The following is a 13,417-nucleotide window of genomic DNA, read 5'->3' as shown; positions in this document are numbered from 1 at the left end:
GGTACTGCAGGGGGGACCCTGTGGGAGAGTAGGACACCGCCGAACAAATATTACGGGAAACCCCCGCACCTTATGGTGCGGGGGTTTTCTGCGTTACGGTGCTTTGCATGTACACGTATATGGTCCGGACCGTACGGGCCGAGGAATGGGCCTCGGTGAAGGCTCTGCGGCTGCTCGCGCTCAGGGATCCGGCGGCGCCCATCGCCTTTCTGGAAACGTACGAGGCGGCTGCGGCACGGCCCGACGCCTTCTGGCAGGAGCGGGCGGCCGGGGCGGCCGGGGGTGCTGCCGGCGTTCGGCAGTTCATCGCCGAGGCGGAGGACGGGCAGTGGGCGGGGACGGTCACCGTGCTCGTGGAGGAGGCGGGGACCGTCGACTGGGCCGGTTTTCCCGTGGAGCGGCGGCAGGGGCACGTCGTCGGGGTCTATGTGCGGGACGAATGGCGTGGCGGCGGGATGACGCGCGCCCTTCTCGACGCCGCCGTGGACTGGGTCTGGGAGCTGGGGCTCGAGCGGGTGCGGCTCATCGTCCACGAGGAGAATCTGCGGGCGCAGGGGGCGTACCGCAAGGCGGGGTTCATACCGAGCGGGCGGACCGTGCCGTTGGGGCAGGGGACCGGGGAGGCCGAGTACGAGTTCGTCCTCGAGCGGGCCGGGGCGTCAGACCGGTAGGTCGTGGTGCGGCCAGCGGGCCTTGGCCTGTTCGCGGGAGCGGAGCAGGGCCAGGGTCGGCAGGCCACGGTCGGTGCCGGTGGCCAGGAGGTCCGGGAGCTGGGGGATCGGGGCCACGGCCGCCACATCGTCCAGGACCAAGGACATTGGTGGGTCGAGGCGACCGGAGGATGACCGTTCGGCCATGCGCCGGCCGCGCTCGACCACGCTGGAGACGAGGGCCGTCAGGAGCGGCATCGCGCCGGGACTGGTCCTGGGGTCCTCGATTGATTCACCGAGCACATAGAGAGTTCCCCCTTCGTCCACGAAGGAATCCAAGGCGAGGGCGTCAGTTCGGTTGGGAGTGCACGCCTCGCGGATATTGACCGTAGAGAGGGCGGAGAGGGCACGGGACGTCAGTTCCTGGGCGATGTCCCGGCGTTCGGGATGAGCGGTGAGGGCGGCCTCGAGTTCGCCTGCGGCGCCCGGAGCGGCCTTGGGGTTGGTCCGGAGGGTGCGGACGGCTTCCTGGATTCCGGTGCCCTGGGACCAGCGGTGGACGTGGCGGATGGTGCGGCCGTCGATGGCCGCGGCGTGCAGGTAGCTGCGCAGGAGGGTTTCCGCGGTGTCGCTGACCGCCTGGTCGAGCCGTGAGGCGGGCCGGACGGGGGCGAGGAGCGCCGCCGCGCGGGAGGCCGCGGTCTGTTTGTCCTCGCAGCCCGTGGTGGGGGACCAGTGGAGGCGGGCCGGGGTGTCGCAGAGGTGGCCGGGGTCGTAGAGGTGGACCGGGCCCAGTTTGGCTCTGGCGTCCTTGGTCTCCTGCCAGAGCGCGGGACTGGAGGTGAGGATGAGGGCGGGGCCCTCGGCGTCGCGGATGGCCTGGGCCGCGGTCGCGTGGCGGGTCTCCGGCGGGAGGTAGTGCGCCGCGCCCTCGAAGCGGTTGGCTTCCCAGCCGGCCGCCCGTTCACCTGGAGCCGTCGGAAACAGGGCGGCGGGCACAGAGGACTGCGGCTGCTGTGGCTGCTGCGACTGGGGGGACGGCGAGGGTGCGGTGTGTTGCCCGGCCGGCGTCGGCTGAAGGGTCTGCGTCGGAGGCTCGACGTCCGGCCTGAGGCCGGTCTCGTGCCGCTGGGTCGGCACCTCGTGGTGCGTCGGTGGTGTCACGCTCTCCTGAGCGGGTGTCGGCGACAGGCCCGCGCGCTTCCTCGCGCGTACCGCCCTCCAGCGGGCGAGTGTTCCCATCACGAACACCGTGAGGACGAGCAGGATCATCACCTGGCCGATGAACAGGCCCCAGAACAGTCCGTAGCCCGAGAAGTCCGCGGCCTCCGACTCCGGCCAGGCGCCGGGGATGTCGTGGGGCTTGGCGATGAGGTGCCGCATGGCCAGCGGGGTGCGGGTGAAAGTGACGCCCGAGGGCCAGGCGCCGTGGGAGAAGAGGGCTGCCAGGCCGGTCGCCGTCCAGACCAGCAGGGTCATGCCGAGCAGGAACGCGAGTATGCCGACCAGCAGGCCGTCGGGAATTCCTCCCTGGCCGGGGCTGTCGCGGCGCTGCTCGTCTCCCGGTCTCATGCCGACCCCCTCTCCCGCGCTACGCCACCGTCGACTCGGACGAGCCGTCCAGGTCGGCCAGGTGCTGTTCCATGAAGGCCGCCGCTCGTCGTTCCTGTTCCAGTTCGGCGGCGAGCAGTGCGTCGTCGTCGGACATGGTGCGGTCGGTGGAGGACTCGGTCATCGCCCGGTCGGTGAAGACCAGCGGCCGTTCGGTCTCGGTGATCAGGTGTTTCACCACCTGCACATTGCCGTTGACGTCCCAGACCGCGATGCCCGGGGTGAGGGTGGGGATGATCTCCACCGCCCACCGCGGCAGGCCGATGACCCGGCCCGTCGCCCTCGCCTCGTCCGCCTTCTGGGCGTAGATCGTCCGTGTCGACGCCATCTTCAGGATGGCCGCCGCCTCCTTGGCCGCCGCTCCGTCCACGACGTCGGACAGATGGTGGACGACCGCCACGAACGACAGGCCGAGGCGGCGGCCGAACTTCAGCAGCCGCTGGAACAGCTGGGCCACGAACGGGCTGTTGATGATGTGCCAGGCCTCCTCGACCAGGAAGATGCGCTTCTTCCGGTCGGGGCGGATCCAGGTGTGCTCCAGCCAGACGCCGACGATCGCCATCAGGATCGGCATCGCGATCGAGTTGCGGTCGATATGGGACAGATCGAACACGATCAGCGGAGCGTCCAGGTCGATGCCCACCGTCGTGGGGCCGTCGAACATGCCCCTGAGGTCACCGTCGACCAGGCGGTCCAGGACGAGTGCCACGTCCAGGCCCCAGGCCCGTACGTCGTCTATGGCGACGTTCATCGCCTCCGCCGACTCCGGCTCGGGGTGGCGCAGCTGTTCGACGATGTCGGTGAGGACCGGCTGGCGTTCCACGATCGTCTCGTTGACGTAGGCGTGGGCGACCTTGAGCGCGAAGCCGGAGCGCTCGTCCAGGCCGTGGCCCATCGCCACCTCGATGATGGTGCGCAGCAGTGCGAGCTGGCCGGTCGTGGTGATCGACGGGTCCAGCGGGTTGAGGCGGATCCCGTGGTCCAGGGCGGCCGTCGGGTCCAGGCGGATAGGAGTTATCCCCAGCGCCTGCGCGATGAGGTTCCATTCGCCGACGCCGTCCTCGCCCTGTGCGTCCAGGACGACGACCTGGCGGTCGCGGAAGCGCAGCTGGCGCAGGACGTAGGTCTTCTCCAGCGCCGACTTGCCGTTGCCGGACTCGCCGAGGACCAGCCAGTGCGGGGCGGGGAGCTGCTGGCCGTACAGCTGGAAGGGGTCGTAGATGTAGCCCTTTCCGGAGTAGACCTCGCGGCCGATGATGACGCCGGAGTCGCCGAGGCCGGGCGCGGCCGTGGGCAGGTACACCGCCTGGGCCTGGCCCGTGGAGGTGCGTACCGGCAGCCGGGTCGTCTCGACCTTGCCGAAGAGGAAGGAGGTGAAGGCGTCCGTGAGGATGGACAGCGGATCCCGCATCAGCTCATCAGCCCCTACCTTCGGATTCCGGTGGCGAACGGGAGGGTGTTCACGAACGCCCGGTGGTGCTCTCGGTCGCACCATTCGAGCTTGAGGTACGACTTGCCGGCCGACGCCCTTATCGTGCGTTTGTCGCGGGCCAGGGCCTCGGGATTGCGGGAGGAGACGGTGATGTAGCCGACCAGGTTCACGCCGGCCGCGCCGGACGCCAGGTCCTCGCCACGCTGGTCGAGGCGGGAGTGGGCGGCCACGTCGCGGGGGTCGACGGTGCGGTTCATCTTGGCGGCGCGGCTCGCCTCGGCGTCGTCGTTCGTCTTCTCCGTCAGCATGCGTTCGATGGCGACCTCGGTGGGTTCGAGGTCCATGGTCACGGAGACGGTGCGGATGACGTCCGGGGTGTGGACGAGGAGCGGTGCCAGGAAGTTGACGCCGACCGGGGTCATCGGCCACTCCTTCACCCAGGCCGTGGCATGGCACCAGGGGGCCCGGGTGGAGGATTCGCGGGTCTTGGCCTGGAGGTACGTGGGCTCCATGGCGTCCAGTTCGGCCGGCCAGGCGTTGCGCTTCGTCATCGCCTGGATGTGGTCGATGGGGTGGTCCGGGTCGTACATGGAGTGGACGAGGGAGGACAGCCGGCCCTGGCCCAGGGGCTGGCGGACGCGGATGTCCGCCTCCTGGAGGCGGGAGCAGATGTCCGTCAGCTCGCGGGCCATGACCACCGCGAGGCCCGCGTCGCGGTCGAGTTTGCGGCCCGACTGGGGGCGGGCGGCGCGGGCCATGGCGTGGGCCTCGGCGGCCAGCTCGCGGGTGTAGTGCATACAGGCGACGAGGTAGGCGCGGTGCTGCTCGCTGCTCGTGGACACCATGGACTGGAGCTGGTCGTAGGAGCGGGCCAGCCAGTCGGGGGACCTCTCGTCCCCGCGGACGGCGACGTCCTTGGCGTGGGCGTCGGGGTCGGCGGGGAGGGTGCGGGCGAGCATCTGGAGGCGGGTGACGAAGCCGTCGCCGTTGGCCACGTGCTTGAGGAGGGTGCCGAAGCGGTCGACCAGGGCCTCCTGGTCCTCGCTGTCGCGCAGGCCGACGCCCGGGCCCTCGATCTCGATGGCGGCCGTCACGGTACGGCGGTCGGCGTGCAGGAGTACGGCGATCTCGTCGGGGCCGAAGGGGGCGGCCAGCCAGCTGATGCGGCCGATGCCCGGGGGCGGGCCGATCTCGATCTCCTGGCCGTCGATACGGGTGCCCGCCTCCATGACCGTCGAGCGGTAGGCCGTGCCCCGGCGGAGGGTGCGCTTGTAACTGCGGTTGATCTCGAACCACTTGTAGAACGTGCGGTGCTTGTACGGCACGTAGACGGCGGCCAGCGCGATCATCGGGAAGCCGCTCAGCAGCACGATCCGCAGGGCGAGGACGGGGACGAGGAGGCCGCACATCATGCCGAGGAACGCGCCGACGACGATGAGCGCGATCTCGCCGGTCTCGCGGTTGCGGCCGACGATCGCGTTCGGCCGGGCGCGGCCGATCAGATATGTCCGGCGGGGCGTGATCGCGTGGGACACGTGGGAATCAGCCGTCAACGCCCTTCACCTCCCGTGCGGTTGTTGCTGCTGTTGCGGGTGTTGCTCGCGTGCGGGGTGTTGACCGGGCTGCTCGCGCGGGGGGCGGGTGCGGCGGAGGGGACAGATCCGCCGCCCCCGTTCGAGGTGCGCGAACTGTGCGCGGCGACTCCGCCGGAGGCGGGGTTGGAGGGGCGGGCGCCGGAGGATCCGGACTGGCCGCCGCCGTTGTTGTCCGCACGGGTGCTGTGCGTCTTGATGCCCTGGGCGACGAGCGTCGCCGGGGAGCTGATGACGGCCGCCGCCTTGCCCTCGGCGCCCTGCATGATGCGGTTGTTGCGGGAGCCCGCGATCTCGTCGCCGAAGCCGGGGACGAAGCGGTAGATCATCGCGCTGGCGAAGATGGCGAGCAGGATGATGGAGAGGCCGGAGACGACGGCGGAGAAGGCGTTCGGGCCGTCGGCGGAGGACAGCGCGCCGGCCAGGCCGAGCACTATCACGATGACCGGTTTGACCAGGATGACGGCGATCATGATGCCGGCCCAGCGGCGGACGTGGCTCCACAGGTTCTTGTCGACCAGGCCCGCGTAGACGACCGTGCCGAGCAGGGCGCCCACGTAGAGGAGGGCGGCCCGGATGACGAGCTCGAGCCACAGCACCCCGGCCGCGAGGATCGACACCAGGGACACCACGATCAGCATGATCGGGCCGCCGCCGATGTCCTCGCCCTTGGAGAGGGCCGCGGAGAAGGTGCCGAAGAACGTGTCGGTCTGGTTGCCGGTGGTCTTCGCGAGGACGTCGGTGATGCCGTCCGTGGCGGAGACGACCGTGTAGAGGATGAGGGGGGTGAAGGCGGAGGCCAGGACGGTCAGCCAGAGGAAGCCGACGGCTTCGCCGATGGCGGTGGTGAGGGGGACTCCGCGCACCGCCCTCTTGGCGACGGCCAGCAGCCACAGCAGGAGGGTGAGGACGGTCGAGGCGGCGAAGACGACGGCGTACTGCTTGAGGAACCGCTCGTTGGTGAAGTCGACGTTCGCGGTGTCCTTGACGGCCTCGCTGAGCTTGTCGACGGTCCAGGACGCGGCGTCGGCACAGCCCTTGGCGAGGGAGGAGAGGGGGTCGAGGGTGTCGGACACGCCGGGGTTGGTGGTGGCGCCCGAGCCCGCGTTGCCCTTCTCGCAGTACTTCTTGGCCTCGCCGGAGATGAGGCTGCAGTCCAGGCTGCCGGACGGAGAGGGCGACGACGAGGGCGACGGGTCGGGTGTGGGGGCCGCGAAGGCACGGGTGGCCAGCAGGACGGCCGAGGTCTGGACGGCCGTCACGGCTCCGGCGAGCGTGAGCAGGCGGCGCGGGTTAGCGGGCATACGTGAACCCTCCGTACTCCTCGATGGCCTTGCTGATCTCGTCGGAGGTGGCGGCCTGGTCGTCGCCGGGGACCGGGGCGGGGCCGGCCTTCTGCTCGTCGCTGACGATCTTCCAGTCACCGTCGGTCCACTGGAGGTCGAAGGTCCAGGTCTTCCAGGACGAGGTGACGGGGTCGGTGGAGCTCGTCCCGGACATGCCGATGAGACCCAGGTACCAGACGGCGACCTTGGCGGTAGCGGTGGAGTAGGCCTGGGGAGTGGTTCCCACGGGCACGACTCGGGAGACGAAGGTGTCGCCCTGCGGGGCGTTGCCGTCGGCGTCCAGGCCCATCTTCGCGAGGAAGTCGGTCGAGTACGCCTGGTCCATGGCGCCCTGCAGCTTGGCCGCGGCGGCGGTGGTGTAGACGGTGTCGACCAGGGCGTGCCGGCTGTCCGTGCGGAACATCCCGGTCGAGCCGAGTGCCACCGCGTAGTTGGCGGCGGCCGACTGGGCACCCTGCTGGGTGTGTGCGAAGCCGGAGGGGATGCCGCCCGTCTTCGTGTCCACCGGCTTGGTTCCGGTGGCTGCCGTGCTCTTCGTGTCCGGCTTGTCGGCGGTCGGGCCGTTGGCCGAGGTCGACGAGGGGTCGTCCCCTCCGCGGTTCGCGAAGGCGATCGCCGCGATGAGGAGGACGACGACGCCGACCACCGTGACCAGGCTCCGGGAGGACGAGCGGCCGCCGCCTCTGCGGGCACCGCCGTAGGGGTCGTTCTCGGGCAGTCGCAGGCGGGTCCGGCCGTACCCGTGGCCCTCGTCGGAGCGCGCGGATTCGCCGTAGTCGTGTTCGTCGCCGGGAGTCATGCCGCGTAGGCCCCCTCGCTGCCGTACCGGGACGCGTACAAGTACGACGGTAGCCGTGCTGGTTCCCGCGCGGGCGCGGTGTGGTGACTCGACATCAGGGACATCAGGGAAACGCAACCTCAGCCGGTGGGCACGACAGGTGGGTGGGGGTTGTGGGCCGGGCGTGCCCGGACGGGACTGGGGGTGGTGCGGAGGCCGCGGCTACACGGCCATGCCGTACACGATGGTGAACAGCGTCCCGAGGGAGCCGATGATGAAGACCCCCGTCAGCCCGGCGATGATGAGGCCCTTGCCCTGTTCCGCACTGAAGGTGTCCCGCAGGGCGGTTGCGCCGATGCGCTGCTTGGCCGCGCCCCAGATGGCGATGCCGAGGCAGAGGAGGATGGCGACCGCCATCACGACCTCGATCATCACCTTGGCCTCGTTGCCCAGGCTGCCGAAGGGCCCCCAGTCCGGAGCGATCCCGCCGATGATGGTGTTGATGTCGCCCTTGTCGGCCGCAAACAGCATGTAAGTCACCGCCCCTGGTGGGTAGTTCCGCAGAGCCTCCGCGGTGTGCAGAGGTCACGCCTCATTCTCGCCGACAAAGTCGCCGTCGTATGTCGACTTGGCGCCATTGACGGACCGGATTCGTACGAATAGCTCGTATGGTCACTCTGTGTATCACGGCAGGTCACGCCGGGCAATGAGGCCGGAGCGGAACCTGTGGTGTGGTTCCGTCGTTAGCCCACTTCACGGCCCTGGGCCGTTTCTGACGGCTGGTCGGGTGAGCGTACGTTTCGATGTTCTCATGACGTAGCGCACACCGGGCATGGCGAACGGGCCGCGGCTGGATGCCGAGGCCCGTTCGTCCTTTCACCACGTGTGGCCCCCACGGCCCACGGTGGCTGTTCCGGTGTGGTCGGTGTGGTCGGTGTGATCGGTTTGATCGGTGTGGTTGTTCGTGGGCGTTCCGTCTGACGGTGGGTCAGCCGGTGAAGGCGTCCGTGCCCTCCGGGGTGCCGAGGCCGGTGGGGCCGTCGTAGCCCGACTTGGCGGTGCAGAGGTAGGCGGCGCTGCTGGAGCAGGTGCCGTTGCTGCCGCTGGTGACGTCGTTCAGGGCGGAGGTGCCGGCGGCCGCGTAGGGGTACGAGGCCGGGTAGTCGCCGCTGCCCGGGGTGCCGGCGAGGGCGTAGACCGCGGCGATGACGGGCGCGGAGGCGCTGGTGCCGCCGAAGGTGTACCAGCCGGCGGTGACGCCGTAGGAGTCGTAGACCGAGACGCCGGTCGCGGGGTCGGCCACGGCCGAGACGTCGGAGACGGTGCGCTTGGCGCAGCCGGTGTCGGTCTGCCAGGTCGGCTTGGCGTCGTAGGCGGAGCAGCCGGAGCCGGTGCCCTCGGTGGAGCTGGTGTTCCAGACCTTCTCGGTCCAGCCGCGGGTCGTGGAGGACGTGGACAGGGCGGTGCCGCCGACGGACGTCACGTACTTGGAGGCGGCCGGGTATTCGGCGCCGTAGCCCTCGTCGCCCGCGCTGACGGTGATGGCGACGCCCGCGTGCTTGAAGTAGGAGGTGTCGTACGACGTGTCCGAGGAGGACTCCGAGCCGCCGTAGCTGTTGGAGACGAACTTCGCGCCCAGGGTCACGGCCTCGTTCACGGCCTTGCCGAGGTTGGCCATGGACGAGGAGGTGGCCTCGACGAGCAGGATGGCGCAGTTCGGGCAGACCGCGCTCGCCATGTCGAGGTCGAGGGACTCCTCCTCGGCCCAGCCGCTGTCGGCGCTGGGCAGGGAGGTGGTGGAGCCGCTCTGGCTCACCTTCTTGAAGCAGCCGTTGGCGACCGTGCAGGCGGGCAGGCCGTAGTACGTGCGGTACTTGGCGAGGTCGGCGGCGGCGTTCGGGTCGTCGTAGGCGTCGACGACGGCGATGGTCTCGCCGGAGCCGTTGTCCGAGGCGGCGTCGGTCAGGCCGTAGGCGTCCTGGAGGTCGGACGGGCCGTAGCCGGTGGGGCTCGCGGCGGCGGCCTTCGGGGTGACCTGGGCGGTCTTGCCGGTCTCGGCGGCCCGTTCCTTCTGGAAGGCCGTGGTGCCGCCCGTCACGCGGAAGGAGTGGCAGGCCAGGTCGCCCTTGTGCTTGGGGGTGGCACAGGGGGTGGCTGCCCAAGTGACCTTGGAGGGTGCGGTCTTGGTGGTGACCGTGGGTGCCGCGCTCGCGTGGGCCGCGGTGCCGGTTCCGGCGAGCACGAGGGCGGCGGCGCCGAGGGCCGAGGCGCCGATGCGGCGCCATCTGCCGGATATGGCGGGGGAGTCGGGGGAAGTCGTCGTACGCAACGGACAGCTCCTGAAGAAGGGGTGACAGGGGCGGTGCGGGTGGGGGGTGATGCGTGCCACCGGTACGTGGTCCCCGGTGGCGGGCGGCGGCCCGCCGACGACTGTTCCCTTGTTGAGTACGCGACAACAAGACGGGCGGCGGAATCCTGACTTCCGCCTTACTGAAGGGGGTTCGGGGATTGCTGATCAATGGCGGCCGGATGGTGCGGCGATGGCCGGCGCTTGACCTCGGGCCCGCCGGAGCGCGTTCCTCCGTGCGGACGCCCTCGGGAGCCCGGGGCGCGGCACGGGGGTGTCCGGGTGGCTCAGGCCGCCTGCGCGGTGGCCCGGAAGCGGACGGTGGGCCGGCTCAGCGCCGCTCTTCGCCCGTGGGCCGGGGCACGCTGATGGCGAGGACGGCGGTGTCGTCGTCGACACCCGCGCCGAAGGTGTCGAGCAGGTCGCGGATCGCGCCGACGGCGCCGGCCGCGGTGGTGGGCGCGAGAGCCCGGGCGAAGTCGAGGAGCGCCTCGTCCCCGTAGCGGTCGTCGTCGCTGTTCGCGGCCGTGTGGGCTTCGGTGAGGCCGTCGGTGTGCAGCAGCAGGGTGTCGCCCGCCTCGAGATGGACGGTCGTGGTGGCGATGTGGGCATCGGGCAGGACCCCGATGAGCTGTCCGCCGGGGGTGTCCAGGGTGCCGGCGCTTCCGTCCGCCCGCAGGAGCAGGGCCGGGGGGTGGCCGCCGCCGGCCAGGGTGACGCGGAAGCCGCCGTGGTCGGTGTCGGGGGTGAGCAGTCCGAAGACGACGGTGCAGAACCGGGGGTCGTCGCCGTTGTACTCATGGTTGAGGACGGTGTTCAGGTTGCTCAGGACGGCGACCGGGTCGGGGTCGTAGACCGCGGCGGCACGCAGGGTGTAGCGGGCCAGGGAGGTGACGGCCGCGGCCGCGGCGCCCTTGCCGCACACGTCGCCCAGGAACAGCCCCCACGTTCCCGCGGCGAGCGGGAAGAGGTCGTAGAAGTCGCCGCCGACCTTGTCGGGGGAGGCGATGTGGTAGTACGCGTCCACGTCCAGTCCGGGCACACTCACCAGCGCCGGGGGCAGCAGGGTCTGCTGCAGGGTGGTGTTGAGGCGCTTGAGCTCTTCGCGTTCGCGTTCCGCCTCCTGCCGGGCGCGCAGCAGTTCGGTCTCGTAGGCGCGCCGGTCGCGGGCGTCGAAGACGGTGGTGCGGATCAGTACCGGTTTCCCGTCGCTGCCGGACTTGACCGTGGAGGTGACCAGTACGGGCAGCCGGCTGCCGTCCGCCGCCTTGAGCTCCAGGGCGATCCCGCTGATCTCGCCCTGCATGCGCAGCAGCGGGCCGAAGTGGGTCTCGTGGTAGAGACGGCCCCCTACGGTGAGCAGGTCGGAGAAGGTCCTGCGGCCCACCAGATCGCCGCAGGAGTAGCCGAGCCAGTTCAGCAGGGTCGTGTTGATCTTTGCGATCGTGCCGTCCAGCAGGGTGGAGAGGAAGCCGCACGGCGCGTGCTCGTACAGGTCCTCGACGCTGTCCTCCAACAGAGGGGGGAGCGCCGTCCGGCCGTCGCCCGGCCGCTCCCCGGGGCGCGGGTGTCCGCCGCTCTCGCCGTTCCCTTCGCCGGCCCCGCACTTCATCGCGGGGCTCTGGCGCGGTCGTGCCTCACGAACGTCAACACGGTGAGGTCGCGTTCCAGGTGCGGCACCGCCGGACGCCGCATCTTCTGGGCGCAGCCGCAGCCGGAGCCGCAGCCGCAGCCGCATCCGTGCGCGGGCGTCACGACCGGGCTCCCGGCGCGGCCGGACACCGTCGCCCGGTTCCTGCTCCGCACGGTCGTACGACGCACAGTCATACGTCACATTCTCGCAGAGCGCTCCCCTCGCGGCCGGTGACGGCGAGCGGCCTCGTCTCACGCCCGGCGTGCGGATCGTCACCGAGGGTGAGTGGGGTGGTGGGCGGGCGGCGTCCGCGCCGGGCGGGCCGCGGTGCGGGAGTAAAGTCTGCTCGCCGCGTCCCGTGCCGGACCGGGCAGCGCGGCTCCCTTGTTCTCTGTGGGCGCCGGCCAGGTGACGTCATGACCAGTACGCAGGACCGGCCCGAGCCGACCGCCTCCGCCTCGGCCTCCGCCTCCGCCTCGGCCTCCGCCTCCGCCGTCGACGCGTCGGCACCGGAGCGGGTCCAGGAGCGCGCCGCGCGGATACGGCGCCGCCTGGAGCGGCTGATCGGCATCGCGGCGACCGAGGGCAACGCGCTCACCGCCCTGCGCAACGGGGACGAGATCTTTCCGGCGATGCTGGCGGCCATCCGGTCCGCCGAGCACACCGTGGACATGATGACGTTCGTGTACTGGAGGGGTGACATCGCCCGCGAGTTCGCGCGGGCGCTGGCCGACCGGGCCCGGGACGGCGTGCGGGTGCGGCTGCTGCTGGACGGGTTCGGCAGCCGGCTGATCGAGAAGGAACTGCTGGCGGAGATGGAGCGGGCCGGGGTGCAGGTGGCCTGGTTCCGCAGACCGCTGACCCTTTCGCCGTTCAAGCAGAACCACCGCTGCCACCGCAAGGTCCTCGTCGTGGACGAGCAGACGGCGTTCACCGGCGGGGTCGGCATCGCCGAGGAGTGGTGCGGCAACGCCCGCAACGAGCGGGAGTGGCGCGACACCCATGTGGAGCTCCGCGGGCCGGCCGTGGACGGCGTCGCCGCCGCCTTCGCGCAGAACTGGGCCGAATGCCACGACGAGCTCTTCGACGACTGCGACCGGTTCGTCCCGCACCGCCCGCAGGGCGACGCGGTGGTGCAGGTGGTGCGCGGATCGGCCAGCTTCGGCTGGCAGGACATGCAGACCCTGATCCGGGTGATGCTGGAGTCGGCCGAGGACCGCTTCCGGCTGGCCACCGCCTACTTCTCGCCGGACGTCTTCTTCATCGAACTGCTGTGCGCCACCGCCCGGCGGGGCGTGGAGGTGGAGATCCTGCTGCCCGGCCCGCACACCGACAAGCGGGTCTGCCAGCTGGCCGGCCAGCACTACTACGAGGACCTCACGGCCTGTGGCGTGAAGATCTACCAGTACCAGCCGACGATGATGCACGCCAAGGTCATCACCGTCGACGGCGTCGCCGCGCTGGTGGGGTCGACCAACTTCAACCGCAGGTCGCTCGACCACGACGAGGAGATCATGCTCGCCGTGCTGGACCAGGAGTTCACGGCCACGCTCGACGGCCACTTCGACGAGGACCTGAAGAACGCCGCGCTGATCCGGGAGGGTCGCTGGAAGCGGCGTTCCGCGCTGCAGCGGGCGCGAGAGGTCGCCGTCCTGCCCATCCGCCGCTTTCTGTGACTCCGGCGAGCGCTGTTTCCGGGCGACCCGCATTCCCGGGCGATCCGTATTCCCGGGAATCCCGCGCATATGCATTCAAGATTTGAGGGCGTGAAGGGGATTCCGTGGGGCACATGATTCATCGGAGGTTGATAATCATGGTTCCCCTGCTTGTTGTTCTGCTTCTCGCTCTGATCCTTTTCGGTGCCGGGTTCGCCCTCAAGGCCCTGTGGTGGATAGCCGTCATCGTCCTGGCGGTCTGGCTGGTGGGCTTCGTGGTCCGACCCGCCGGGCACGGCGGCCGCAAGGGCCGCTGGTACCGCTGGTAGGCGGAAAGCCGGTACGAAGGGCCCCGTCGGCCATTGCCCGCGGG

General features: G+C 70.5%; 11 protein-coding genes. 3 read left to right on the top strand and 8 right to left on the bottom strand.

Annotation, left to right across the window (positions count from 1 at the left end; genetic code table 11):
- Positions 1–107: 107 nt before the first annotated feature.
- A complete protein-coding gene (locus ABT070_RS35395) occupies positions 108–671 on the top strand; it encodes a GNAT family N-acetyltransferase (RefSeq protein ID WP_351766836.1) in 564 nt (187 codons plus the stop codon).
- Here the strand turns inward: ABT070_RS35395 and ABT070_RS35390 are convergent.
- The 8 genes from ABT070_RS35390 to ABT070_RS35355 form a co-directional block, all read right to left on the bottom strand.
- Positions 660–2,222: a type IV secretory system conjugative DNA transfer family protein gene (locus ABT070_RS35390; RefSeq protein WP_351766834.1), complete on the bottom strand. Its 1,563-nt coding sequence runs from the start codon at positions 2,220–2,222 to the stop codon at positions 660–662. The genes ABT070_RS35395 and ABT070_RS35390 overlap by 12 nt on opposite strands.
- Before the next feature lie 19 nt (positions 2,223–2,241).
- Entirely contained in the window at positions 2,242–3,672 is a 1,431-nt protein-coding gene (locus ABT070_RS35385) for an ATP-binding protein (RefSeq protein ID WP_351766832.1), read from the bottom strand.
- A gap of 14 nt (positions 3,673–3,686) precedes the next feature.
- Entirely contained in the window at positions 3,687–5,246 is a 1,560-nt protein-coding gene (locus ABT070_RS35380) for an SCO6880 family protein (protein ID WP_351766831.1), read from the bottom strand.
- On the bottom strand, positions 5,243–6,589 hold the full coding sequence (locus ABT070_RS35375) for a hypothetical protein (protein ID WP_351766829.1): 1,347 nt from the start codon (positions 6,587–6,589) through the stop codon (positions 5,243–5,245). Before ABT070_RS35375 ends, ABT070_RS35380 begins: the two co-directional genes overlap by 4 nt.
- Positions 6,579–7,430 carry a DUF8175 domain-containg protein gene (locus tag ABT070_RS35370; RefSeq protein WP_351766827.1) on the bottom strand — a complete coding sequence of 284 codons (852 nt, stop codon included), beginning with the start codon at positions 7,428–7,430 and terminating at the stop codon, positions 6,579–6,581. The genes ABT070_RS35375 and ABT070_RS35370 overlap by 11 nt, the downstream gene beginning before the upstream one ends.
- 201 nt (positions 7,431–7,631) lie before the next feature.
- Complete coding sequence (locus ABT070_RS35365; RefSeq protein WP_003991275.1) at positions 7,632–7,940, bottom strand: DUF8827 family protein; 309 nt, start codon at positions 7,938–7,940, stop codon at positions 7,632–7,634.
- A 457-nt stretch (positions 7,941–8,397) separates the two neighbouring features.
- Positions 8,398–9,738 (bottom strand): S53 family peptidase, encoded by a 1,341-nt coding sequence (locus ABT070_RS35360; protein WP_351766825.1) that lies wholly within the window; start codon positions 9,736–9,738, stop codon positions 8,398–8,400.
- 349 nt (positions 9,739–10,087) lie between these two features.
- Positions 10,088–11,368, bottom strand: coding sequence for a SpoIIE family protein phosphatase (locus tag ABT070_RS35355; RefSeq protein WP_351766823.1), 1,281 nt, complete (start codon positions 11,366–11,368; stop codon positions 10,088–10,090).
- 437 nt (positions 11,369–11,805) lie between these two features.
- Here ABT070_RS35355 and ABT070_RS35350 point away from each other — a divergent pair, with 437 nt between their 5' ends.
- Positions 11,806–13,065 carry a phospholipase D-like domain-containing protein gene (locus ABT070_RS35350; protein WP_351766821.1) on the top strand — a complete coding sequence of 420 codons (1,260 nt, stop codon included), beginning with the start codon at positions 11,806–11,808 and terminating at the stop codon, positions 13,063–13,065.
- A gap of 137 nt (positions 13,066–13,202) precedes the next feature.
- A complete protein-coding gene (locus ABT070_RS35345) occupies positions 13,203–13,373 on the top strand; it encodes a hypothetical protein (protein ID WP_028807375.1) in 171 nt (56 codons plus the stop codon).
- Positions 13,374–13,417: the final 44 nt, after the last annotated feature.

The organism is Streptomyces sp. NPDC002884, from assembly GCF_040295245.1.
Taxonomy (GTDB): domain Bacteria; phylum Actinomycetota; class Actinomycetes; order Streptomycetales; family Streptomycetaceae; genus Streptomyces.
The sequence above is the reverse complement of the archived record's forward strand: the minus strand, read 5'-3'. Positions and strand labels throughout refer to the sequence as shown.